Source organism: Bifidobacterium sp. LH_424 (assembly GCF_056356895.1).
The window spans coordinates 65,731-89,495 of sequence record NZ_JBKEVC010000006.1; the positions used below are offsets into that span (position 1 = coordinate 65,731).

Annotated in this window: 20 protein-coding genes and 1 tRNA gene; 13 read left to right on the plus strand and 8 right to left on the minus strand. The window is 66.7% G+C overall.

Features of this window, described 5'->3' with window-relative positions:
• The first annotated feature begins 6 nt into the window (after positions 1–6).
• From rpmJ to rplQ, 5 genes are all read left to right on the plus strand, one after another.
• Positions 7–120: a 50S ribosomal protein L36 gene (gene rpmJ / locus AC1AYP_RS06525; protein ID WP_003814578.1), complete on the plus strand. Its 114-nt coding sequence runs from the start codon at positions 7–9 to the stop codon at positions 118–120.
• A gap of 149 nt (positions 121–269) precedes the next feature.
• A complete protein-coding gene (gene rpsM / locus AC1AYP_RS06530) occupies positions 270–647 on the plus strand; it encodes a 30S ribosomal protein S13 (RefSeq protein WP_034527264.1) in 378 nt (125 codons plus the stop codon).
• A 90-nt stretch (positions 648–737) separates the two neighbouring features.
• Positions 738–1,139: a 30S ribosomal protein S11 gene (rpsK, locus tag AC1AYP_RS06535; RefSeq protein WP_034527262.1), complete on the plus strand. Its 402-nt coding sequence runs from the start codon at positions 738–740 to the stop codon at positions 1,137–1,139.
• Positions 1,140–1,218: 79 nt separating this feature from the next.
• The gene (locus AC1AYP_RS06540; RefSeq protein WP_476502901.1) at positions 1,219–2,217 is read left to right on the plus strand and encodes a DNA-directed RNA polymerase subunit alpha; all 999 of its coding nucleotides are present in this window, start codon (positions 1,219–1,221) and stop codon (positions 2,215–2,217) included.
• A gap of 90 nt (positions 2,218–2,307) precedes the next feature.
• Positions 2,308–2,778 (plus strand): 50S ribosomal protein L17, encoded by a 471-nt coding sequence (rplQ, locus tag AC1AYP_RS06545; RefSeq protein ID WP_476547193.1) that lies wholly within the window; start codon positions 2,308–2,310, stop codon positions 2,776–2,778.
• Between the two features lie 325 nt (positions 2,779–3,103).
• On the opposite strand, the gene AC1AYP_RS06550 is transcribed toward rplQ, so the two are convergent.
• Positions 3,104–4,099 (minus strand): tRNA pseudouridine synthase A, encoded by a 996-nt coding sequence (locus tag AC1AYP_RS06550; RefSeq protein WP_476547210.1) that lies wholly within the window; start codon positions 4,097–4,099, stop codon positions 3,104–3,106.
• Between the two features lie 198 nt (positions 4,100–4,297).
• Here AC1AYP_RS06550 and AC1AYP_RS06555 point away from each other — a divergent pair, with 198 nt between their 5' ends.
• The 3 genes from AC1AYP_RS06555 to AC1AYP_RS06565 all read left to right on the plus strand — a co-directional run bounded on the left by AC1AYP_RS06555 (position 4,298) and on the right by AC1AYP_RS06565 (position 7,519).
• Positions 4,298–6,481, plus strand: coding sequence for a circularly permuted type 2 ATP-grasp protein (locus AC1AYP_RS06555; protein ID WP_476502900.1), 2,184 nt, complete (start codon positions 4,298–4,300; stop codon positions 6,479–6,481).
• Between the two features lie 72 nt (positions 6,482–6,553).
• Positions 6,554–7,354 (plus strand): transglutaminase family protein, encoded by an 801-nt coding sequence (locus tag AC1AYP_RS06560; protein ID WP_476547195.1) that lies wholly within the window; start codon positions 6,554–6,556, stop codon positions 7,352–7,354.
• Positions 7,355–7,433: 79 nt separating this feature from the next.
• A tRNA-Ser gene (locus AC1AYP_RS06565) sits at positions 7,434–7,519 on the plus strand.
• Positions 7,520–7,787: 268 nt separating this feature from the next.
• On the opposite strand, the gene AC1AYP_RS06570 is transcribed toward AC1AYP_RS06565, so the two are convergent.
• A complete protein-coding gene (locus tag AC1AYP_RS06570) occupies positions 7,788–8,891 on the minus strand; it encodes a hypothetical protein (protein WP_476502898.1) in 1,104 nt (367 codons plus the stop codon).
• Between the two features lie 78 nt (positions 8,892–8,969).
• On the opposite strand from AC1AYP_RS06570, the gene nusA reads away from it, so the two are divergent.
• The 4 genes from nusA to AC1AYP_RS06590 all read left to right on the plus strand — a co-directional run bounded on the left by nusA (position 8,970) and on the right by AC1AYP_RS06590 (position 15,440).
• Positions 8,970–10,073: a transcription termination factor NusA gene (nusA, locus tag AC1AYP_RS06575; RefSeq protein WP_476547197.1), complete on the plus strand. Its 1,104-nt coding sequence runs from the start codon at positions 8,970–8,972 to the stop codon at positions 10,071–10,073.
• 183 nt (positions 10,074–10,256) lie between these two features.
• The gene (gene infB / locus AC1AYP_RS06580; RefSeq protein ID WP_476502896.1) at positions 10,257–13,274 is read left to right on the plus strand and encodes a translation initiation factor IF-2; all 3,018 of its coding nucleotides are present in this window, start codon (positions 10,257–10,259) and stop codon (positions 13,272–13,274) included.
• Positions 13,275–13,499: 225 nt separating this feature from the next.
• Entirely contained in the window at positions 13,500–14,039 is a 540-nt protein-coding gene (gene rbfA, locus AC1AYP_RS06585) for a 30S ribosome-binding factor RbfA (RefSeq protein WP_476502895.1), read from the plus strand.
• Positions 14,040–14,093: 54 nt separating this feature from the next.
• Positions 14,094–15,440 carry a tRNA pseudouridine synthase B gene (locus AC1AYP_RS06590; protein WP_476502894.1) on the plus strand — a complete coding sequence of 449 codons (1,347 nt, stop codon included), beginning with the start codon at positions 14,094–14,096 and terminating at the stop codon, positions 15,438–15,440.
• Between the two features lie 55 nt (positions 15,441–15,495).
• Here the strand turns inward: AC1AYP_RS06590 and AC1AYP_RS06595 are convergent, their stop codons facing one another.
• The 4 genes from AC1AYP_RS06595 to AC1AYP_RS06610 all read right to left on the minus strand — a co-directional run bounded on the left by AC1AYP_RS06595 (position 15,496) and on the right by AC1AYP_RS06610 (position 20,010).
• Positions 15,496–16,767 (minus strand): ABC transporter permease, encoded by a 1,272-nt coding sequence (locus AC1AYP_RS06595; RefSeq protein ID WP_476502893.1) that lies wholly within the window; start codon positions 16,765–16,767, stop codon positions 15,496–15,498.
• A 62-nt stretch (positions 16,768–16,829) separates the two neighbouring features.
• On the minus strand, positions 16,830–17,555 hold the full coding sequence (locus AC1AYP_RS06600; protein WP_476502892.1) for an ABC transporter ATP-binding protein: 726 nt from the start codon (positions 17,553–17,555) through the stop codon (positions 16,830–16,832).
• Positions 17,552–18,949, minus strand: a complete 1,398-nt coding sequence (locus AC1AYP_RS06605; RefSeq protein ID WP_476502891.1) for a peptidoglycan-binding protein — start codon at positions 18,947–18,949, stop codon at positions 17,552–17,554. The genes AC1AYP_RS06600 and AC1AYP_RS06605 overlap by 4 nt, the downstream gene beginning before the upstream one ends.
• Complete coding sequence (locus tag AC1AYP_RS06610; protein WP_476502890.1) at positions 18,946–20,010, minus strand: hypothetical protein; 1,065 nt, start codon at positions 20,008–20,010, stop codon at positions 18,946–18,948. The genes AC1AYP_RS06605 and AC1AYP_RS06610 overlap by 4 nt, the downstream gene beginning before the upstream one ends.
• 327 nt (positions 20,011–20,337) lie before the next feature.
• On the opposite strand from AC1AYP_RS06610, the gene ribF reads away from it, so the two are divergent.
• Positions 20,338–21,462 carry a bifunctional riboflavin kinase/FMN adenylyltransferase gene (ribF, locus tag AC1AYP_RS06615; protein WP_476502889.1) on the plus strand — a complete coding sequence of 375 codons (1,125 nt, stop codon included), beginning with the start codon at positions 20,338–20,340 and terminating at the stop codon, positions 21,460–21,462.
• A 39-nt stretch (positions 21,463–21,501) separates the two neighbouring features.
• Here ribF and AC1AYP_RS06620 read toward each other — a convergent pair whose 3' ends face one another.
• Together AC1AYP_RS06620 and radA are read right to left on the minus strand one after the other, a co-directional pair.
• Positions 21,502–22,272, minus strand: coding sequence for a DUF1829 domain-containing protein (locus tag AC1AYP_RS06620; RefSeq protein ID WP_476502888.1), 771 nt, complete (start codon positions 22,270–22,272; stop codon positions 21,502–21,504).
• Positions 22,269–23,762 carry a DNA repair protein RadA gene (gene radA / locus AC1AYP_RS06625; protein ID WP_476502887.1) on the minus strand — a complete coding sequence of 498 codons (1,494 nt, stop codon included), beginning with the start codon at positions 23,760–23,762 and terminating at the stop codon, positions 22,269–22,271. The genes AC1AYP_RS06620 and radA overlap by 4 nt, the downstream gene beginning before the upstream one ends.
• Positions 23,763–23,765 lie beyond the last annotated feature (3 nt).

The following is a 23,765-nucleotide window of genomic DNA, read 5'->3' on the forward strand; positions in this document are numbered from 1 at the left end:
ATAACCATGAAGGTCAGCCCTAGTGTGAAGAGGATCTGCGAGAACTGCCGCGTGATCCGTCGTCACGGCCGCGTCATGGTGATCTGCACCAACCCCCGCCACAAGCAGCGTCAGGGCTGAGAGCAGATTCTCCAGCGGCACAATTGAAAATCAGGCGCTCACTCACAGTGCTTCCCGCAAGGGAACGACACTGAACCACGGGTACGTAGGCCCGTGCCGGACAGCCGGACGAGTGGGTGCAAGACCTACGTCAACCAGAAGGAATCGCAATGGCACGTCTTGCCGGAGTCGACATCCCCAATGAGAAGCGCATCGAGATCGCCCTCACCTACATCTTCGGTGTGGGCCGCACTCGTGCGAAGGAAACGCTTGCCGCGACCGGTATCAACCCGGACATCCGCGTCAAGGATCTCACCGACGAGCAGCTGATCACGCTGCGTGACTACCTCGAGGCCAACTACAAGATCGAGGGCGATCTGCGCCGTGAAATCGACGCGGACATCCGTCGCAAGATTCAGATCAACTGCTACCAGGGCCAGCGTCACCGCAGGGGACTTCCTGTGCGCGGCCAGCGCACCAAGACCAACGCCCGCACCCGCAAGGGCCCGAAGCGCACGGTCGCCGGAAAGAAGAAGGCCACCAAGTAATAGGTGGCATTGGCACGGGCCACGGGGTGACACCCATCGCCCGAGCCGCAACCCCAAGCAAACAAGTTCGTTACTAGGAAACGAGGGTCAATGGCAGCGCCTAAGCAAGCCGCTCGTAAGCCCGCTCGTCGCCGCGATCGCAAGTCGATCCCGGTGGGCCAGGCTCACATCAAGTCCACTTTCAACAACACGATCATCTCGATCACCGATCCGTCCGGCGCGGTTGTGTCCTGGGCGTCCGGTGGCGACGTCGGCTTCAAGGGCTCCCGTAAGTCCACGCCGTACGCTGCCGGCATGGCCGCCGAGTCCGCCGCCCGCAAGGCGATGGAGCACGGCGTCAAGAAGGTCGATGTGTTCGTGAAGGGCCCGGGTTCCGGTCGTGAGACCGCCATCCGTTCCCTGCAGTCCGCTGGTCTCGAGGTCGGTTCCATCACCGACGTCACCCCGCAAGCGCACAACGGCGTTCGTCCTCCGAAGCGTCGTCGCGTCTGAGCACTACTAGACAATATTCATCCAACCCGCTGTTGGCCCGGTGAGTGCACCACCGGCCAAAAGCTGAAAGGATACCACAGTGCTTATTGCACAGCGTCCGACTCTTACCGAGGAATCGCTGAACCCCCAGCGCTCCCGCTTCACCATCGAGCCGCTCGAACCGGGCTTCGGCTACACGCTTGGCAACTCGCTGCGCCGCACCCTGCTGAGCTCGATTCCGGGAGCCGCTGTGACTTCGGTGCGTATCTCCGGTGCCCTGCATGAGTTCACCACGCTGCCGGGCGTCCAGGAGGACGTGACTGAGATCCTGCTCAACATCAAGGGCATCGTGCTCACCAGCGAGTATGACGAGCCCGTCGTGATGTACCTGCGCAAGAGCGGCAAGGGCGAGGTCACCGCCGGTGACATCACCCCGCCAGCGGGCGTGACCATCGCGAACCCGACCATGCACATCGCCACCCTCGCGGAGGACGGCGAGCTCGAGATCGAGTTCACCGTCGAGCGTGGCCGTGGCTACGTGCCGGCTGCGATGAACAAGCAGGACAATGACGAAATCGGTCGCATCCCGGTCGATTCCATCTACTCCCCGGTGCTCAAGGTGAGCTACAAGGTCGAGGCGACCCGTGTGGAACAGCGCACGGACTTCGATAAGCTCATCCTGGACGTGGAGACCAAGCCGGCCATCTCCCCGCGCGACGCGGTGGCTTCCGCCGGTTCCACCCTGGTGGAGCTGTTCGGCCTGTGCCGTGAGCTCAACACCCAGGCCGAAGGCGTCGAGGTCGGCCCCGCCCCGGTGGCGGAGGAGTCCAACCCCGAACTCGCCGTGCCGATCGAGGATCTCAACCTCACCCAGCGCAGCTACAACTGCCTGAAGCGCGAGGGTATCCACACCATCGGCGAGCTGGTCTCCCACACTGAGCAGGATCTGCTCGATATCCGCAATTTCGGCATGAAGTCCATCGACGAGGTCAAGGAGAAGCTCCAGTCTCTGGGCATGTCCCTCAAGGCCTCCCCGCTGGGTGGCTTCGATGCCAACAATCTCGAAGGCGGCACCTTCTTCTCGCCTGAAGACGAGTGAGAACCCGTTAGCCGCATTCGACCAACCGTCCGACCGGTTCGGATGTTCGGGCCACTGCCCACCTGAACCGGCCTGACATAAGGAGTTACTATGCCCACACCCAAGAAGGGCCCGCGTCTGGCCTCCAGCCCGGCGCACGAGCGCCTGATGCTCGCGAACATGGCCACCAGCCTGTTCCAGAACGGCCGCATCGTCACCACGCTGCCGAAGGCCAAGCGCCTTCGTCCGCTGGCCGAGCGCCTGATCACCTTCGCCAAGCGCGGTGATCTGCACTCCCGCCGTCGCGTGATGCGCGTCATCCGCAACAAGTCCGTCGTGCACGTGCTGTTCACCCAGATCGCCGAGCAGATGGAGCAGCGTGAGGGTGGCTACACCCGCATCGTGAAGATCGCCCCGCGCAAGGGCGACAACGCGCCCGCCGCCATCATCGAGCTCGTCACCGAGCCGGTGAGCAAGAAGCAGGCCGTCGTGAAGGAAGCCGAAGCCGCCGCCAAGTCCGCCGAGACCGAGGCTCCGGCTGCCGAGGCTCCGGTTGAGGCTCCGGCCGAGCAGGCCGAGTGAGCCGTTAGCGTCAGCTGACTCGCGATACAAGGGGTCGGGAATCCACCAGGGTTCCCGACCCCTTTCGCATACCCACCCAATTCCCCTTCCTCCTCTTCCATCCCACCTATCCCACCTATCCACCCCACTCATCACCCACTCAACCTCCCATGGTGCGGTAAAACACCCATGGTGCGGTAGACGAAAATGGCGGAATTCCGCCGTTGTGGAGAAAGTGTGTTGCCGCACCATGGGAGAGATGGCGCTATGGGGAGGTGAGTGATGGGATGGTGGGTTGTGAAAAGGTGGGTTGTGGGGAAGTGGGGAAGTGAGTCGCGGGGAAGCGTTACGGCAACGTGCGGACGGCGCGGATCGCTTCGGCGCGGGAGGCGAGTTCGTCGTCGGGCGGGTAGGCGACGTGTTCCAGCGTGAGTCCCTGCGGCGCGATCGGTCCCGTCGATCCCTCGCGCTTCGGCACGGCCATTTTGCCGGCGAACCAGTCCAGATCGCGTTTGCCGATGCCCACCGCGACGCATGCGTTGACGAGCGATCGCACCATGTTGCGCGCGAACGCGTCCGCGACGATCGTGAAGCACACCAGTCCCGACTCCAGCGTCGGCGTCACGTACCCGATCGTCGCGTCGTCGCCGTATCCGTCACTCGCCGTGCCGCCGTCCGCCGTGCCGCCGTCCGCCGCGTCGCCGGTACCGTGCGTCGCGACGTCGTCGCGCGCCGGTACCAGCGGGCGCGACGGGACGCGCGTCCACGTGGCGCGCTTCACCTCGCGAATCGTCGTGCCTCCCGGATTCGGCGTCGCGAACGAACCGAAATCATGCAATCCGAGCGTCATCGCCGCCGCCCGGTTCATCGTGTCCAGATCGAGCGTGTCGTCGACGTGCAGCACGCAGCCGCGCAGACGCGGGTCCACCTCGCTCTCGCGGTCGGCGATCCGGTACACGTACGTGCGTTCCAGCGCCGAGAACCGCGCGTCGAAGCCGTCCGGCGCGACGGACACGCGATGAATCGCGATGTCCGTCGGCAGGAGACGTTGCAGACGATGCTCGAGCGCGGTGACCGCCGGCACCTTCATGTGCCCGACGGCGCGTTCCAGCGTCGATTCCGTGATGTCGAGATGGCAGACCTGATGACTCGCGTGGACGCCCGTGTCGGTGCGTCCGGCGACGACGAGACGTAGCGGCTCGTCCGGGTCGTGTTCGGGCACGCGCAGCAGCTTGTGCAGCGCCGCCTCGATGGTGCCCTGCACGGTGCGGATGTCCGGTTGCGTGGCCCATCCGTAGAAGCCGCCGCCGTCGTATGCCAGGTCGATGCGCAGTCGTGTCATAGCCAACGAGTATACGGTTCAGCGCCGATGCGGCGGTGATGGTGCGGCGATGCAGTGACGCGATGATGCGACGATTGTGATGATTGCGACGATGCGGCGGTGACGTGTTCGTAACATTGGCGCGCGTTTGCCGAAACCGGGTCTTCCTACGGTGAGTCGGGTACGAAAGACAAGACCCATCACAAGGAAAGTGGCACGATGATTGAATCGGCGGCGAGCAGGCTTGCGGCGGAACTGGTGGCGCGACGTGAGGAGATCAACCGCGAACTGAGCCGCAACGGCGTGCGGTTCGGCGTGTACAAGGACGGCGTGTACAAGGACCGTCTGTTCCCCTACGACCCGATTCCGCGCGTCATCGAATCCGACGAGTTCGACGAGCTGGAGGCGGGCCTGAAGCAGCGCGTCAACGCGCTGAACGCCTACCTCAGGGACATCTATTCGGAGAAGCGGATCATCCACGACGGCGTCGTGCCCGAGGAGTTCGTGTACACGTCCGCCGGCTACTACCCGCAGGTCAACGGCGTGACGCCTCCCGGCGGCGTGTTCGCGCACATCGCCGGCGAGGATCTCGTGCAGGGCGAGGACGGCCGCTGGTGGGTGCTCGAGGACAATCTGCGCATCCCGTCCGGCGCCAGCTACCCGCTGTTCGCCCGCGACATCGAACGACGCACGAATCCGCGACTGTTCCGCGAGATTCACGTGCGCGACAACCGCGACTACCCGCGCCTGCTGCGCAAGTCGATGGACTTCGTCTCCACCGAGGGCATCGCCGTGGTGCTTACGCCGGGACGCTACAACTCCGCGTTCTTCGAGCACGCGTATCTGGCGGAGAAGACCGGCGCGACGCTCGCCTTCCCCGAGGACCTCGAAGTCGTCGAGAACAAACTGTTCTTCCTCGACTACGCGGGCAACCGCCATCGCGTCGGCGTCGTCTACCGCCGACTCGCCGACGACTTCCTCGACCCGTTCGCGTTCAACCCGGATTCGGTGATCGGCGTGCCGGGACTCCTGTCCGCCTACCGCGCCGGCAACGTGGCGATCGTCAACGCGCCGGGCAACGGTGCCGCCGACGACAAGGCCATCTACTACTTCGTGCCGCGCATGATCAAGTACTACCTCAACGAGGAGCCGATCCTGCACAACGCGCCCACCTACATGCCGATGTTCGAGAAGGACCGCAAGGAGGTCCTCGACCGCATGGGCGAGCTCGTCATCAAGGACGTGGCCGAGGCGGGAGGCTACGGCGTGGTCTTCGGCCGCGACCTTGACAAGGCGAAGCGCGAGGAGCTGGCCGACAAGATCAAGACCGACCCGCGCCGGTTCATCGCGCAGGAGATTATCCAGTTCCGCGACATCGACGTGGTCGACCCGGCGACGGGGGAGCGGAGCCCGCGCAAGTGCGACCTGCGCGCGTTCGTCGTGACCGGCCAGAACACGCACGTGTGGTATTCCGGCCTGACCCGCTACTCGTCCGTGCCTGGCCAGATGATCGTCAACTCCTCGCAGGGCGGCGGCTTCAAGGACACGTGGGTGCTCGCCCCGTCCGACGGCAGCAAGGACTTCGCGCGCGGCGCCGAGATCGAATCGGTGAGCCTCATGCCTCATGCGCGCAAGCATTCGCTCCAGCTTGTCACCGCCTCGAAGGCCGACAACCTGTACTGGCTGGGCCGCTACACCGAACGCGCGTTCACCACGCTCGTCCAGTTCTTCCCGTTCTACGACCGCGTGATGGATGAGAACCCAGACGCGTTCCGCCCGTTCGCCCGCGCGCTCGACCTGCCGGAGGACTTCGAGGACTTCGACACGTTCATCCACTCGTTCCTCTACGACGGCACGAACCCGGATTCGGTGCGCTCCGCCATCGTCGCCGCGTTCAACAACGCGGTCATCCTGCGCCCGGAATTGAGCTCGCGCCTGCTGCAGTACGTGGAGCTCGCGATGACGAACATCACCGACGCGGCCGAACGCTCCGCCAGCGCGGAGGACATCTACACGCAGCGCGACGTGGCCGACGACATGCTCGCCTTCTGGGGCGGCATCGAGAACTCGGCGGCGGACATGACGCTCAAGGCGTTCATCTTCATCGGCAAGTACATCGAACGCATCGACCTGTACACGCGCTTCGGCATGCCGATGGCGGAGATGGAGGCGCCGCTGCGCAAGCTGGAGACCTACGCGCACGCGCTTGACGGCATGCCGCTGCCGCAGTGCTTCGCCGAGGGCGTGAGCTGGCTGCTCGGCCAGCTGCCGCAGCGCGGCTACCCGGAGCTCAACGGCCGTCTGCAGGAGTTCCTCAGCGACTTCGGCCGTCGGTCCATCCACGGCGACATCAAGGACGGCAGCTCGCTGAGCTCGATGAACATGGACGCGCGCAGGCCGTGACCTGGGTCACACTGGTAAAGTTGGAAGACAGTATGTCGTTCCTATGCCGTCCACTTTCCCGGAGCCTGAAGCATGAAAAAACTGGTGTTTGATTATGAGATGAAGCTCAGCTTCAGCTCACCCGTCACCGACCACCGGTTCCAGTTGCGGTGCATCCCCGCCACCGGCCCGCGCCAGCAGGTCGTGGACGTGGAGATCGACATCGAACCGGATGTGGAGTTGGAGACCACCATCGACTCGTTCGATTCGGTCGTGAAGACCGGGTACATCCCCGAGCCGCACGACGTGTTCAACTACAAGGTGACCGGCATCGCGTTCGTCGACAACGAGCACATCAAGCCGGAGATCTACAAGCCGCTCTACAGGTTCGATTCAGCGCTGACGATCCCCGGCCCGGCGGTCGAGGCGCTGACGGCGATCTGCCGCAACCGTCTCGCCGCCCTGCCGGACAGCGCCTCGCCGATCGACAAGGCGCGCGAGATCATGGACGAGGTGTTCCGCGCATTCGTCTACACGCCCGGATCCACGACGATCCGCACGACCGCCGAGCAGGCGCTGGAGCAGCGCAAGGGCGTGTGCCAGGACTACGCGCACGTGATGCTCTCGGTGGCGCGCCATTGCGGGCTGATCGCGCGCTACATCGCGGGCCTGCTGGGCGGCGAGGGCGCGACGCACGCGTGGGTGGAGATTTACCACAACGGCCGGTGGATCGGCCTCGACCCGACCCACAACCGCATGGTCGACGACAACTACATCACGATCGCCCACGGCCGCGACTACCGCGACTGCATGCTCGACATCGGCATCTTCTCCGGGTACAACGTCCAGCAGAGCCAGTGGGTCAACGCCTCCGTCCACGAGCAGGAGCTGTAGCGGCGGGTCGCGACGCGCGGTGATTTGCGTGTCGGACGAACAGGCTTATAATGAACAGGTTGCGTTTTACGTGACGACTGGATAAGTGTCCGAGCGGTCTAAGGAGCACGCCTCGAAAGCGTGTGAGGGCGAACCCCTCCGCGAGTTCGAATCTCGCCTTATCCGCGATATCAAGGGCTTCGGGATTCCCGAAGCCCTTTTCGTATGCGGCCGTTCTCTGGCCCCCTCTGACGAGGGGGGCTGTCAGCCGAAGGCTGACTGGGGGAGAGACAGCGGCCGCAGGCCGCGGAAGATACGGCATCGGCCGCAGGCCGATTCGATGTTCCCGCGGCCTACGGCCGCTCATCTTCTCTCCCTCCGTCATCGCTTCGCGATGACACCTCCCTCGTCAGAGGGAGGCGATGTTCCGTAGAGGGGGCCGAGGAGCCGTTGCTCAGCGGAAGAGGGCGGAGTCGGCGGAGGGGTAGCCGAGTTCCATCGCGCGCCAGGCGCGGGCGGCGGCCATGCGGGCCAGCCAGGCGAGCGTCTTGCGCGACGGGGACGAGGCCGTGCCCGAGGCGTCGGACGAACCGGTGCCGCTCGAATCGGCGGTGCCCGAGCCGGATTCCGCGGAGCCGGAGCCGGCGGCCGATCCGGAATCATCCGTCGTGGAACCAGTCGTCGAATCGTAGGTGGCGGTGCTGTTGGACGTATCGGATTCGGCGGCGATATCGGACGAATCCGCATCGTCGACGCCGCCGATCGCGTCGAGGTAGGCGCGGGCGCAGTCCATCTCGACGACGGCCACCGTCGGCGCTGTCACGCCGGCCGCGGAATCCTCGATCGTGTCGGGATGCGCGAGAAGCTCGTCGACGGCGTACACCTTCTGACGTGGGTCCCGGCTCGCACCGGACAGCGTGAACAGGCGCTGGGCGGCGGTCTTGTGGTTGTCGGAGGCGGCGAGCGTGGCGTCGTCGACGCCGCGCGCCGCCAGCACCTCGAGCGCGAAACCGGCGCGGTCCTCCGCCAGCGACATCGCCGCCAACGCGTCGGCTCCCGCGTCGAGCCGCACGACGTCGCCGTAGTCGACGGTCGGCGGCGTGGGCGAGGCGACGCCGAGCGCCGCGCCGAGCGTCTCGGTGCGGTAGGCGACCTGCGCCGAGCGCAACGCGCCCTCGGCGAACCGCGACGTGCAGACGGAGGCGACGGTGAGCCACGCGTCCGTCGCCGCGAGGCCGTTGAGGTAACGCATCATCGTCGGCTGCGCGTCGGCCGTGCCGGCGTCGCCGCCGGTGCCGGCCTGCGCGGTCAGGTAGGCGCTTTCGCAGGCGCCGAGTTTCGTCGCGTCCGTGTTGCGCGCTTCGAGATGCGGCGTGGCGCATCCCGCCAGCGGCGCGACGAACGCGCATACGGCGACGGATGCGGCGAGACGCGAGACGAGACGCGATGACGTGGGATGCGATAGGGGGCGCGACCTGCGGCGCGAGGCGAGACGGGCGATGACGGCGCCGGGGCCCGTGCCCCGCGCGCCCACGGCTGAATCCCGAAGTGTCTGCATAAAACAGTAGAGTAAACATCGACTGTGACCAAATGGGCCAAGAGCCGATATAACTGAACTCAAGGGAGGTCTTGCGACATGGAACTGGACCTGCAAGGCATGCACAAGCTCGCATCCGAGCAAGGAATCGACCCGGCCGCGCTCGACGCGGCCCTCGCCGAGGCGCTGCGCCTCGCCTACATGAAGACCTCGCACCCGGCCAAGCACGCGCGCGTCGAACTCGACGAGCGCGCCGGCACGTTCACCGTGTGGGCCGCCGACGAGATTCCGGGCACCCCCACCGAGGAGGATCCGCACCCGGCGCCGACGCTCGGCGAGGAATACGACGACACCCCGCGCGACTTCGGCCGTCTCGCCGCCGCCACCGCGCGCCAGGTCATCACCCAGCTGTTCCGCCGCGCCGAGGACGAGCGCGTGTTCGGCGCGTTCTCCGGTCAGAAGGGCAAGCTCATCACCGGCATCGTCCAGCAGGACGTGAAGGACCCGTCCAACGTGCACATCGCCGTCGGCGATGTCGAGGCGATCCTGCCCCGCCGCGAGCAGGTGCCGGGCGAGCGCTACCGTCACGGCCAGCGTCTGCGCGTGTACGTGGTGAACGTGGGCCGCGGCGTGAAGGGCCCGGAGATCATCGTCTCTCGTTCCCACCCGGAGCTCGTGCGCAAGCTGTTCGAGCGCGAGGTCCCGGAGCTCGTCTCCGGCGCCGTGTCGATCATGGCGATCGCGCGTGAGGCCGGCGCCCGTACGAAGATTGCCGTCAAGGCGAACACGGACGGCGTGAACCCGAAGGGTGCGCTGATCGGCCCCGGCGGCGCCCGCGTGCGCGCCGTCATGGAGAACCTCGGACCGGAGAAGATCGACATCGTCGACTACTCCGACGATCCGGCGAAGTTCGTGGCCTCCGCGCTGTCCCCGGCCGTCGCGACCGGCGTGCAGGTGATCAGCGAGAAGAACAAGACCGCGATCGCGTTCATCCACGACGACCAGCTGTCGCTCGCCATCGGCAAGGAGGGCCAGAACGCGCGTCTGGCCGCCAAGCTCACCGGTTGGAAGATCGGCATCGAGTCGTCCGAGGCCCACGCGAAGAAGGTCGCCGCGGAGAAGGCCGCTGAGGCCGCCGAGGCTGCCGGTGCGGCGTCCGGCGACGCCGCCTCCGCCCCGGAATCGGCCCCGGAAGCGAAGTAACCGGAAGGCTTGCGCCCGGCGTGCCCACATCCAGCGCTTTGAGTATGCTTGATGCGGTATGCCGGGCGTAAGCATGCCCGGCCAAAGAACGAGGATTACACGATCATGGTCGCACGATGAACAGGCTCGTCGTCTTCAAGTTTTGACCGCGCAGGCGCGTGGTCACGGATAGGAGAACAAGTAGTGGCGAAACCACGCGTTTATGAAATTGCCAAGGAACTCGGCATCGACAGCAAGACCGCGCTGGAGAAGCTGAAGGATATGGGGGAGTTCGTCAAGTCCGCCTCCTCCACGGTCGAGCCCCCGGTGGCTCGCAAGCTCAAGTCCGCCTTCGCGAAGCAGGGCGGCAACGGTGGCCAGGGCGGCAACCGTCAGAACGGCGCCGGCTCGCACGGCGCGAAGGGCGCGCGTCCGGCGGCCCCGTCCGCGCCGCGTCCCGGCCAGCATCATCCGTCTCCGGCCCCGACTCCGGGCCCGGCGGCGTCCCACACCTCCCACACGTCCTCCGCGCCGACTCCGGGCCCGCGTCCGGCGGCTCCGACCCCGGCTTCGGCCGCGGCCGAGCACGAGCAGCGTCCGGTTCCGGGCGCGCGTCCGTCCGCCCCGCACCCGGGCCAGCATCGTCCCGGCCAGGGCGGCGCGCAGGCCGGCGCCGGCTCCCGCGGCGAGCGCGGCGATCGCGGTCAGCATCGCGGCGAGCGCGGCGAACATCGTGGCGAGCGCCGCGGTGAGCGCCCCGGCCAGAACCGTTCCGGCGCCCCGCGTCCGGGCGGCGAGCGTCGCGGCGGCCAGGGCCGTCCGACCGGCGCCCCGACTCCGGGCCCGCGCAACAACCAGCCGCGCGGCGGCCAGCAGGGCGCTCCGCGTCCCGGCCAGGAGCACGGCGGCCAGCAGGGTCAGGCCGGCCAGCGTCCGCACACCCCGGGCCCGCGTCCGGGCAACAATCCGTTCAGCCGCAAGCAGGGCATGCACACGCCCACGCCCGGTGACATCCCGCGTCCGCACCCGATGGCGCGTCCGACCGTGAACGACAGCCGCAACGGCGGCGGTCGTGGTCGCGGCGGCGCCCGCGGCGGCTTCCGCAACGGTCGTCCGGGGCAGGGCGGCGCTCCGCGTCCGGGCCAGTGGGGCCACAACCGTCCGGGTCAGGGCGGTGCGCAGGGCGGTGGCGCCCGCGGCGGCTTCCGCTCCGGCACCGGCACCGGCGGCTTCCAGAACAACGGCGGTCCGAGCAACGGTCCCGCGCGCGGCGGCGGTCGCGGTCGCGGCGGCGCGGCCGGCGCGTTCGGCCGTCAGGGCGGCAAGAGCTCCAAGGCGCGTAAGAACCGTCTGCAGAAGCGCAGGGAGTACGAGGAGATCAAAGCGCCGACCATCGGCGGCGTGCGCATCCCGCGCGGCAACGGTCAGACCATCCGCCTGCGCCAGGGCGCTTCCCTCGCGGACCTCGCGGAGAAGATCAACGTCAATCCGGCGGCCCTCGTCACCGTGATGTTCCATCTCGGCGAGATGGCCACGGCCACGCAGTCGCTCGACGAGTCCACGTTCCAGATTCTGGGCGAGGAGATCGGCTGGAACATCCAGATCGTCTCCGCCGAGGAGGAGGACAAGGAGCTGCTCCAGCAGTTCGACATCAACCTGGACGAGGAGGAGCTGCAGGAGGACGAGGATCTGAAGCCGCGTCCGCCGGTCGTCACCGTCATGGGCCATGTCGACCACGGTAAGACCCGACTGCTCGACACGATCCGCAAGACCAACGTCATCGAGGGCGAGGCCGGCGGCATCACCCAGCGCATCGGCGCCTACCAGGTGACGGTCGAGCTGGACGGCGAGAAGCGCAAGATCACGTTCCTCGACACCCCGGGCCACGAGGCGTTCACCGCCATGCGTGCCCGCGGTGCGGAGATCACCGACGTGGCGATCATCGTCGTGGCCGCGGATGACGGCGTCATGCCGCAGACCGTCGAGGCCATCAACCACGCGAAGGCCGCCCACGTGCCGATCGTCGTGGCCGTCAACAAGATCGACAAGCCGGGCGCGAACCCGGACAAGGTGCGCGGCCAGCTCACCGAGTTCGGCCTCGTGCCGGAGGAGTACGGCGGCGACACCATGTTCGTCGACATCTCCGCCAAGCAGAACATCAACGTCGACAAGCTCCTCGAAGCGGTGCTGCTCACCGCCGACGCGGACCTCGACCTCAGGGCCAACCCGGATATGGACGCCCGCGGCGCCACCATCGAGGCGCGACTCGACAAGGGCCGCGGCGCCGTGGCGACCGTGCTCGTCCAGCAGGGCACCCTGCACATCGGCGACGCGATCGTGGCCGGCACTTCGTACGGCCGCGTGCGCGCCATGCTCGACGAGAACGGCAAGCACATGAAGGAGGCCACCCCGTCCACGCCGGTCCAGGTGCTGGGCCTGACCTCCGTGCCGACCGCAGGCGACCTGTTCCTCGTCGCCCCGGACGACCGCACCGCGCGTCAGATCGCCGAGAAGCGCCAGGCCACCGAGCGTGCCGCGCAGCTCGCGAAGCGTCGCAAGATCGTCTCCCTCGAGTCCCTGAAGGAGCAGTTCGCCAAGTCCGAGGTGGACATGCTCAACATCGTCATCAAGGGCGACTCCTCCGGCTCCGTCGAGGCGCTCGAGGACTCCCTGATGAAGATCGAGGTGTCCGACGAGGTCGGCATCCAGGTCATCCACCGCGGCGTCGGCGCGATCACCCAGAACGACGTCAACCTCGCCACGGTCGACAAGGCCGTCATCATCGGCTTCAACGTGCGTCCGAACCGTCAGGTGCAGGACCTCGCCGACCGCGAGGGCGTGGAGATCAAGTACTACTCGGTCATCTACCGCGCCATCGAGGACATCGAGGCGGCCCTCAAGGGCATGCTCAAGCCGGAATACGAGGAGGTCGTCACCTCCCACTCCGAGATCCGCGAAATCTTCCGCTCCTCCAAGTTCGGCAACATCGCCGGCGTCATGGTGCAGGACGGCGAGGTCAAGCGCGGTACGAAGTGCCGTATCCTGCGCAACGGCGTCGCCACGGTCAACGACCTGGAGATCTCCTCGCTGCGTCGTTTCAAGGACGACGTGCAGTCCGTCAAGGAAGGCTACGAGGCGGGCATCAACCTTGGCACCTTCAACGACATCGAGCTCGGCGACATCATCGAGACCTTCGAGATGCGCGAGGTCGAGCGCAAGTAGCGCACAATGGTCGCCTCCGCGGGAAGCGGAGGCGGCGGTTTTCATGCTCCCCCTGTCAGGGGGAGCTGCCGAACGAAGTGAGGCTGAGGGGGTTGCAGGGCGCGACCGGATGAGGCCGCGTGACCCCCTCAGTCGTCTACGACGACAGCTCCCCCTGACAGGGGGAGCAAACTGTATGGGGCTCCCCTTCCCCGGATGCGGGAGCGAATCATCGAAAGGACTTTCATGGCAGGAACGAATCCCCGCGCCGCGCGCATCGCGGCCCTGATCCAGCGCGTCATCGCGTCCTCCATCGAACGCGAGCTGCATGACAAGCGACTGACGAACATCACCATCACCGACGTGCGCGTGACCAACGATCTGCAGATCGCCAAGGTCTACTGGACGCAGTACGGCCACGAGGGCAAGGAGGCGGGCGAACGCAAGCGCGCCCAGCAGGCCCTCGACCAGGCGAAGGGCCATCTGCGCAAGCTCGTCGGCCACAAGGCCGGCCTGCGCCTCACCCCGCAGCTCCAGTTCGTGTTCGACGAGGTGCCGGGCGAGGCCCACGAGATCGAGGACATCCTCGCCATCGCGCGCAAGCGCGACGAGGAGCTCGCCAAGGCGCGCGCCACCGCCCAGTACGCGGGCGACGCCGACCCGTACAAGCACGACGAGCCGGAAGACGCCGACACCGAGGCGGATGGCTTCGACGACGATGCGGATTCCGACGACGATTTCGACGACATGGACGATTTCGACGTCACCGCGAACGACGCCGAATGACGACGATCGCCTCTCTTTGAGGGAACGAGACCTGCGGAGGTGCCCAGAATGCCGATGACCACCACCACATGCGCCGACGGCCTGCTGATCGTCGACAAGCCGAAGGGCGTGACCAGCTTCGACGCGGTCGCGGCCGTGCGCGCCGCGCTGCACACGAAGAAGGTCGGGCACGCCGGCACGCTCGACCCGATGGCCACCGGCATGCTGGTCATCGGGTTCGGCCGCGCCACGCGCCTCCTGCAGTACATCGTCGAACACGACAAGACGTATGAGGCGACGATCCGCCTCGGCCTCGCCACCACCACCGACGACGCCGAAGGCGACATCATCCCGCCCGACACCGCCTCCCTGCGCTCCCGCTGGCGGGAGCTGTCGGCGCAGCCGACTGAGGGTGGTCGTCCGGACGCGTCGGATGACGACGCCACGAACGCCGCCCGTCTCCGCGCCGTCATCGCATCGACGATCGCCGAACGGTTCACCGGCGACATCGAACAGATTCCGAACACGTTCTCCGCGATCAAGATCGACGGTCAACGCGCCTACGATCTCGCGCGCGCCGGCAAGGACGTCGCCCTGAAGGCGCGTCCCGTCCACATCGCCGAGTTCGCCGTGCTCGCCACACGCGAAGGCGTCGCAAGCACAAGCGACCCCACTTCCCCGCTGCAAACTGACTCCACGTCCCGCTCCCGCTGGCGGGAGCTGTCGGCGCAGCCGACTGAGGGTGGTCCCGAGGGCGGCTCCGAAGTCGAACAGACGGAAGCCGTCGTCCCCGTCATCGACGTGGACGTGCGTGTGAGCTGCTCGTCCGGCACGTACATTCGCGCGCTCGCCCGCGACCTCGGTGAGGCGCTCGGCGTCGGCGGGTACCTCACCCGCCTGCGCCGCACGCGCGTCGGCCGGTTCGCGCTGTCCGACGACCATTCCGGTCTCGCGCAGGTGACCGTCCTCCCGGCCGTCACGGACGCCGGAATCGGCGATGATACGACCGGAACCGGCGAAACCGCGCCCGCTGCGATGCAGGTGATCGCCGCGCACGCCGAGCCGAAGACGTTCACGAACCGCGACGGCGAGACCGTCACGCGCAACCGTTGCGTGCTCGATACGCCCGCCGGACTGTCCGGCGACGCGCGCGGCGACTGGCTGCGCGCGCGTGCCGTCGGCATGGCCGACGCGGCGCGCGGCGCGATGCCGGTCGTCGCCATCACCGCCGACGAGGCGCGTGAACTGCGATTCGGCCGCCGCATCGACCGCGAACTGGAGAAAGGCGTCCACTACGCCGCCATCGTGGCAGAAACGCGCGATGACGCGGCCGGTGCCATCGCCCCCGCCGACGTGGCCGCCATCATCGAACGCGCCAACCGCACCCAGGCCAAGCCCGCCGTCGTCTTCCCGGCGGCGTGAGCGGCGGGAGACGACGGACAGCGTGGCGGCCGAATGCCGTCCGCCACGTCGTCCGTCACAGATGCTGCAACGCGGCGACCGGGCTGATGCGCGACGCCTTCCACGCGGGATAGAGACCCGCGAGCACGCCTGTCAGTATGCCGAGCGCGGGACCCAATGCGAGCAGCAGCGGGTCGATGACGGCCGTCCATGATTGCGCCACGCATACGACGAGTACCGCCGCCAAACCGAGATTCATGCCGAGCAGACCGCCGATGCCGCCGAGCACCGCGGTCTCGCCCAGCACCTGGGCGGCGATATGGGCGGGACGTGCGCCCAACGCCCGGCGCAATCCGATCTCCGGGATACGCTCGTAGATCGATGTCAACGTCGCGTTCGCGATGCCCACGCATCCGATGAGCAGCGCCATCGCCGCCAATCCCAGCAACAGGCCGGACATCGATGATTTCACGCCGCCGGTCGCTTTCGACCAGTCCGGTGGCGCATCCACGACGAATCGGTCGGGGGCGTCCGGCCGCAACGCATACGGTGCCTGACGTGAGATGAGTTGCGCCGCGCCCAGTTGCGTGTGCACCATCATCTCCGCCGGAGAATCCGCGGAGGGAGCGCCGTACATGCCGATCGCCGTGCTGACGGGAATGACGCCTGCGGTCGACAGTTGCGGAATCTCCGGTACCGCGCGCATGACACCGATCACCGTGTACGGTTCGTCGCCGATATAGACGGACCGCGGCGTCGTCGGATCGCCGTCCATACCAAGCGCCTGTGCGGCCTTCGTGCCCAGCACGATCACATGTGAACGATGCCGGACATGCGCCGCGTCGAACGGTACGCCGGACTTCATGCCGGCCCCGATGCCGAAGATCCCCGTATCCGCGGCGTACACGGGGAACGAGGACCGCCCACTGGAACCATCCGCCGCCATGGCCGACGCCGGTGATGTGCGTATCGCCGCCGGACTGCCGTCATCCCCCGAACCGGTCGATACGCGCCAGAACAGCGTCGCCGATTCGACGCCATTGAGCCGTTCCATGCGTTTGCCGGAATCCAGCGGAAATCCCAAGCCCGGCACCAAGCCGGCTGTGTCGCCGGTCTCGCTATCCCCGGCTGCGTTATCACCGTCTCCGGCACCCGGCTTGTCCGTGATGTGCACGGTGGTCGCCTCCAGCTCGTCGAAGCCTTCACTGATCTGGCCATTCGCGCTTTGCGTCAGCCCGATGATGCCGATGAACGCCGCGATACCCAGCACGGTACCGACCAGCGTCATCAGTGTGCGCGACGGGCGTCCGGACAGTGATGACACCACTTCGTAGATGAAATCGGACATCGTGATACGCGATGTCGCGCGTGATTTCGCCCGCGACGCGGAACTCGACTTGAACCATGGCCTCATGATGCGCACCGCTCTTCCCGAACCACGCCGTCCTCCGTACGGAACACACGGTCGGCGAACCGCGTCTGCCGCTCGTTGTGCGTCACCATCACCACCGTCATGCCGTCGTCATGCAGCTGCGCGAACAGACGCATGATCGACTCGGCGCGTTTGGAATCGAGATTGCCGGTCGGCTCGTCGCATAGAATCAGCCGCGGTCTGCCGCAGATCGCGCGCGCGATCGCGACGCGCTGCTGCTCGCCGCCGGACAGATCGCGGGGCAACGACTGCGCCTTGCTCCCCAATCCCACACGTTCCAACGATTCCAACGCGCGACTGCGTCGCACGTCGCGCGGCACGCCGCCGTACAGTCCCGCCATCGCGACATTGTCCAGCACGCTGCGAGCGGCGATGAGATGGAACGCCTGGAAGATGAATCCGATGCGTGAGGCGCGCAGATACGCCGATTCCGCGGCGTCCATCGCACTCACGTCACGCCCCTCGAACCGGTAGACGCCCCGCGTGGGCGCGTCCAACAGGCCGATGATGTTCAACAGCGTCGATTTGCCGGATCCCGATTCGCCGACAATCGCCGCGAACTCGCCCTCGTGGATTGTCAGGGTCACGTCGCGTAGCGCGTGGACGGGCACCGCGCCGCCATACTCCCGGTCGACGTGTTCGAGTTCGATGACCGGTTCCGGCAGGACTCTCGTATCATCCATCGGCGTCACTGCTCCCGTCATCGTCCGCCTACCGCCACGCGGTCGCCTGCGCGCAGGTCCTTCGCATGCGTCGGCGTGACCTGCACGTACCCGTTCGCCTGCACACCGACCTTCACCGGCACGCGCGCGAGCTTATCCTCCTCGCCGCTCCCGCCGCCCGTGACCTTGATGACCGCGTCGCCGCCATCCGTCGCGGTGGTGAGCGCGCCGATCGGCACGGCGAGCACGGCGTCACCCGTGGTGGCGCGTGTCAGACGCACCGTCACCTGTCGTCCCGACAGCGCGGCGTCAAGCGGCTGGTCGCAGTTCACGGTGACGATCGTCGCGTCCGTGTGGACGATGCCGCCGACCTTGCACGGCAATCCATCGCCCGTCCCGGTCTCCACGATGGCGCTCGTACCCGGCACGAGTCCGTCCGTCTGCGCGGAATCCAACGTGGCGTGCACCACCAGCGCGGACGAGGCGAGCGTCAGCACCGTGCCGGACGCGTCGCCGCCGACTTGTGACGTGACGTCGGCGACCGTCGCCGGCATGTTCGGGACGAACACGATTTCGGCGCGCGGCATCGTCGTGCCGGAACGCGCCTCTACCGCCTCCAGCGAGGCCTCGGCATCGGCGAGATCCTGCTGTGACGTGGCGTCGCCGCCGGACGCCGCCGCTTCGGCTGCGCGCACGGCGGCGCGCGCCTGCCGAAGCGACTCGTCGTCGGCGCCGGTGCCGCCGTCGGCCTGCGTCGCGTCATAGCCGTTATCGGCGTACAGCCGTGCGACCGCCGCCTTGGTGAGTGGACCGTAATAGCCAGTGATGCCGCTGCCGTCCAACAGTCCCAGCGCGGTCAGTCCGGTCTGCAACTGTATGACGTCGGGGCCTTTCATACCGGGTTTCATATCGCGCCAGGCCGGCAGCGCACCACGGAACGCGAACACCGGTCGGCCGGAGACCTCCGCCACGATCGTGCCGTCGTTGACCGCCGCGCCTTTGGCGAGCGGCAGTGCGGTGACGATCGGGGAACCGGTGGCGGCGGGTGCGCTTGGGGTCTGCTGGGTGGAGGAGGTATCGCCGGATGAGTTCGTATTGGTGTCGGGCGCGCCTGCGCCGGTGCCCGATGCGACGGCGCCGGTTCCGTTCGTCGCCGCTCCCTGCCCGGAACCGGTGACGGAAACCGTGTTTTCGGCTTCGACGGTGCCTTGGACGGCGATGACGTCGCTGACCACTTTCCGCTCCACCTTCGCGGAAATGATCGATGGCGTGGGTGCGGCGGAATGCGCGGCGATATCCTGCGGCGATTTGATGGCCATGCCCGCCACGAAGCCGACGATCGCCGCGACCACGGAGATCGCGGCGACCAATACCAGCCAGTGGCGGCGCAGACGCTCGACGATGCGGCGTTTGCCGCTCTTGGGAGTGACGCTCACTGTCCGTCACCTTTGGCGAGTTCCTCCTGTGCCTTGAGGAACATGGCATCCGACAGGCGCTTGATGGTGTCCATCGTCGCCTGGTTGTCACGCACGGCCTGCGACTCGTACTCATAGGTCACGTCGGTCACAGTGCGCATCAGACCGCTGGATGCCTTGCAGCCGGCATCGGCGACGGCGATGTTCCGTTCCTCGTCGGTGACGGTGTGCGTGCCGCCGCCTGCCGAACCGTTTCCGGATGCGCCGTTCGTGTAGTGCTTGACGATGTCGCGCGGGTCGTTGTATTCGTAGCCTTTGCCGTCCATGCACGTCTTCCAGTCGCCGATCGCCTTGGTCACGCGGGAATCCTGCAGGGCGTTCTCATCGGCGTTGCGCCGGGCCGTGTCGTAGGTGCCGATTTGGGCGAACCATTCGTCGTTGTATCCCAGGGCGGTGGTGTTCTGATTGTCGCAGCCGGTGCCGTCCGGATTCGCCAGCGCCTTGACATAGCCGGAGGAGGAAGGGCCTTTGAGGGAGGTGCCGTTCGGGGACTGTTGCGTGTTCGTGTTCTTCTGTGTGTTCTTCTGTGTGTTCTTCTGTGTGTTCTTGGTGGACTTGTAGAGCTTGTCGTATTGCGGGGCGTAGCCGTACTTGCGCGCCCATGCGGCGGTCAGCGGGCCCCACTGCGGCGCGTACATCGCCTCGGGATCGTCGGTCGCGGCCTCCATGCCACCCGTGTCTTCGTAACGATAGCCGCGTTCCGCCATGCATGCGGTGTTCATCATCACAAGGGCCTGATTCACCGTGTCCTTCTTGTCGCCCTGCAGGAAGTACTGGTCGAACGGCGATCCGGTTTTGAGGTCGGCGGTCTGGCCGGTACCGGTGTCGTTGGCATCGTCGTTCGCGCCGTCGGATTCGCTGCTGGATTTGCCTCCGGACTGCGACTGTGACGACGATCCGCCGTTCTGACCGTAAATGTCTTCTGCAGTCAGCCCGTCGCCGGCTGCGCCGCTCTGCCCGCACCCCGTGCAGAGCAACAGCATCGTCATGATCAATGCCGACGATTTTACGATCCAGTCCATCGATTCCCCTTAGCGATTGTCTCCCGATGATGACCCGCACCGGCGTCGTCATTGACTTCGAACACGAAAGCGCGCAGCTTCGTTTCGTTTCCGATGATATCGAAACGTGCGGGGGGGGGGACAAATCTAGGGCGGGTTGGGCGAAGTCGTTTGGAGGATGAACGACTGCGCCATGTGGCGCCGCGGAGCCTGCCGTGAGGCCACTTCGTCGGCGTTTGCTAGAGTGGTCGCGGCGAAATCGGGCCGCGATCGGTCGCGGATAGCGCCGCGGGCGGCGCCGTGGGCATCACGGCGGTCATCACCGCGGCGACGAGTATGAGGAGCGCAATGGACATCACCTATCTGACCCCTGACGAGACCGGCGACGTCGAGTGGCCGTCCTTCGACAACGACAAGCGATCGGTCGTCACGGTCGGCGCGTTCGACGGCATGCACCGGGGGCATCAGGCCGTGGTCGACCGCGTGGTCGAACTCGCGCGCAAGCATGACGCGTTCTCCATCGTCATCCTGTTCGACCCGCGTCCCGCGTTCGTGCACGGCTGGGCCGCCGCGCACGACGGCGAGGAGCCGGGTGCGGACGTCATCGACGCGAACGCGCTGAGCGGCGTGGACGACCGTCTCGCCTATCTGGAGCAGGCGGGCGTCGAACACGTGCTTGTCGTGCGCTACACGCTCGCGTTCGCCGCGAAATCGTACATCTTCTTCCTCGGCCGACTGGTCGGCAAAATCGGTATGCGTACGCTCGTGCTCGGCTCCGACGCGGCGATGGGCGCGGGCCGCAAGGGCGACGTGAAGGCCATCTCGAACCTGGCCGCCGGCGCCGGCGTGTTCGAACTCGATGTGGTCGACGACCGCGGCCCCGGCGACGTGCGCATCCCGCGCGACTGGAAGCCGGAAATGCCCGCCGAATGGGGCGAGCCGGCCGACCCGTTCGCGAACGCGACCAAGGCGGAACGCCGCGCGTGGAGCAAGAAGCATCAGGCGAAGCTGGCGCGCGCGTGGAGCTCCACGAACGTGCGCTACCTGCTCGGCCACGGCCGCATCAAGGATGCGAACGCGATCCTCGGCCGCCTGCACAGCGTGGTCGGCGAGGTCGTGCACGGCGAGGAGCGCGGCCGCACCATCGGCTTCCCGACCGCGAACCTCGGCGACGACGTGATCGGCTACCTGCCGGTCGACGGCGTGTACGCCGGCTGGCTCGTGGATGGCGACAAGCGCTGGCCCGCCGCCATCTCCATCGGCACGAAGCCCACGTTCAGCGAGAAGACCGGCCTCAACGAGCGTGTGGTCGAAGCGTACGCGATCACCGACGACTGGCTGGAACTCTACGGCCACAAGGTGCGCGTCGAATTCGCCGGCTTCCTGCGCCCGCAGGTCAAGTTCGACGGCGTCGACGCCCTGAAGGCCGAACTCGCCCGCAACGTCGAAGAGACCAAGCGCCTCACCGCCTGACACGCTCGCAGGTTCGCGCAGGCGGCATAGGGCATACGCCTATGCCGCCAGCTCGATGGGGGCTCGTTTCCGTAGCTCCGAATAGGCGATGACACTCACCCCGTAGTTACGGAACGCCTGTACGGCCCCATCCCGTAAATCGCCGTTCCGGTCGTCACCGATGACGATGAGTTTGGAATCCTGCCGTTGCGGGTCTCCTACGGTGTCGTTCCAACCGAACATGATGCTCTGCATGGTGGTCTTATCCAATCGGTTGGGAGCCTGACAGAACCGTGTGGGGTGATTGGCACTACGCTGGAACAGAAAATCGAAATTCACATCGTAACCGGATATGCCACGCACCTGCACGTTCTCCGTGTAGTACACCCCGCAATCGGTGAGTTCAGTGGCGACATCCTCGGCGAAATACTCGGAGACACGACGCTGGGACGCCTCCATGACGGCACCGATGCCGTTCAAGGCCTGAACATACCGGTTCAACGCGTCGGCGCGCCCCTCGTCTGAGGACAGAGTGACGCTGCCGTTCGATTCGATGCGGGCACCGTATTTGCGGGCGATGCGTTCCACACGCCCTCGTCGTGTTTCGGTGAGTGTGATGCCGTTCTGATGGAACGCCTCGAGCGTATAGCCGTCATCGGTGAAACTGATGGAAGGGCCATCGGTCTTGGCGTAGAAACACAGGTCGTCGTTAGAACGGTCGAGGAACGGCAGCGTGATTTCCTGCCAATCGCCGAGCATGCGGAAGGAGGATTCACGTGCCAGCCATTCTCCATACTCCTCGACGAGGGTTTCGGCATTGATGACGGTCATAGCAGGACCCCCAAGGCGGATTTGAGGGTGGCGACCTGGACTATGGTGAGGCCGGGGATCTCGACGCGTTTGCGCATGCGCGGCACCACGGCCGTCGTGAAGCCCAGACGAGCCGCCTCGCGCAGGCGGTATTCCAATCGCGGCGCCGGACGCACCTGACCGGTTAGGGAGATCTCGCCGATCGCACACGTGGTGCGGGGGATTGGCGCATGCTTCGCCGCGCTCGCCAACGCGGCCACGATCGCCAAATCGCACGCCGGTTCCTTCGCGAGTCCGCCCGCGATCGTCGAGATATACAGGTCGTTCTGCAGCAGGTTCACGTGACCATGCCGGTACAGCACGGCCACGAGCATCGCGATGCGGTTCGAATCCACGCCGTTCACCGCGCGGCGCGGCGTCGGCAGCACCGAATTCGTGACCAGCGACTGGATCTCGATCGGCAACGACCGGTGGCCATCCAACGTGAACGTCACGCACGTGCCCTCCACTGGGGAAGGGGCGTCATCGCCTGCGCCGCCATCTCCGTCAGTACCGTCGCCCGAATCGCCGCCGCCCGACAGGAACAACCCGGCCGGATCGGTCACCTCCTCGATGCCTTCGCCGCTCATGTCGAAGCAGCCCACCTCGTCCGTCGGGCCGAAACGGTTCTTCACCGCGCGCAGCATGCGCAGCGCCGTCTCGCTGTCGCCCTCGAACTGGCACACCACATCCACCAGATGCTCCAACGTGCGCGGACCAGCGATCGAACCGTCCTTCGTGACATGGCCGACCAGCAGCACCGGCACGTCCAGCGTCTTCGCCACGTCGATCAGCGCGCTCGCCACCTCGCGCACCTGCGTGGAACCGCCCGAAATGCCATCCACGTCCTGCGAGACGATCGTCTGCGCCGAATCGACGATCGCCAACGTCGGCCGCTCACGCTCGATCAGACCCAGTACCGTGCCCAGATCGGTGGTGGCGGCGAGCAGCAGGTTCGGCTCCACCGCGTCGATACGCGTCGCGCGTAGACGCACCTGCCCCTGCGACTCCTCGCCCGACATGTACAGCACCTTGCCGCCCGCCGCCGCATGGGCGCGCGCGATGTTACCCGCCGTCTCCAACAGCAGCGTCGACTTGCCGATGCCCGGCTCGCCGGCGATCAGCACCACCGACCCCGGCACGATGCCGCCGCCCAGCACCCGGTCGAACTCGGAGAATCCCGTCGGGATGCGCGTGACGTCGTCCGTGCCGACCTCGGTGATCGGCACCGCCGCCGATTCCGCCACCACCGAGGCCTGCGTATGCCCGACGCGCCCGCCGCCCGCCGCGCCGCGACCCACGCCGGCACCGCCGGCCGCACCCGAGCCGCCGCTGCGCCGCGCGGCCGCCGGCCGGGCCTCGTGGAACTCGTCCACCGTGCCCCACTGGCCACATTCGGGGCATTTCCCATACCATTTCGTGCCCGTCCAGCCACATTCCGAGCACAGGTACTGCACATTCGTCTTCGCCATGCC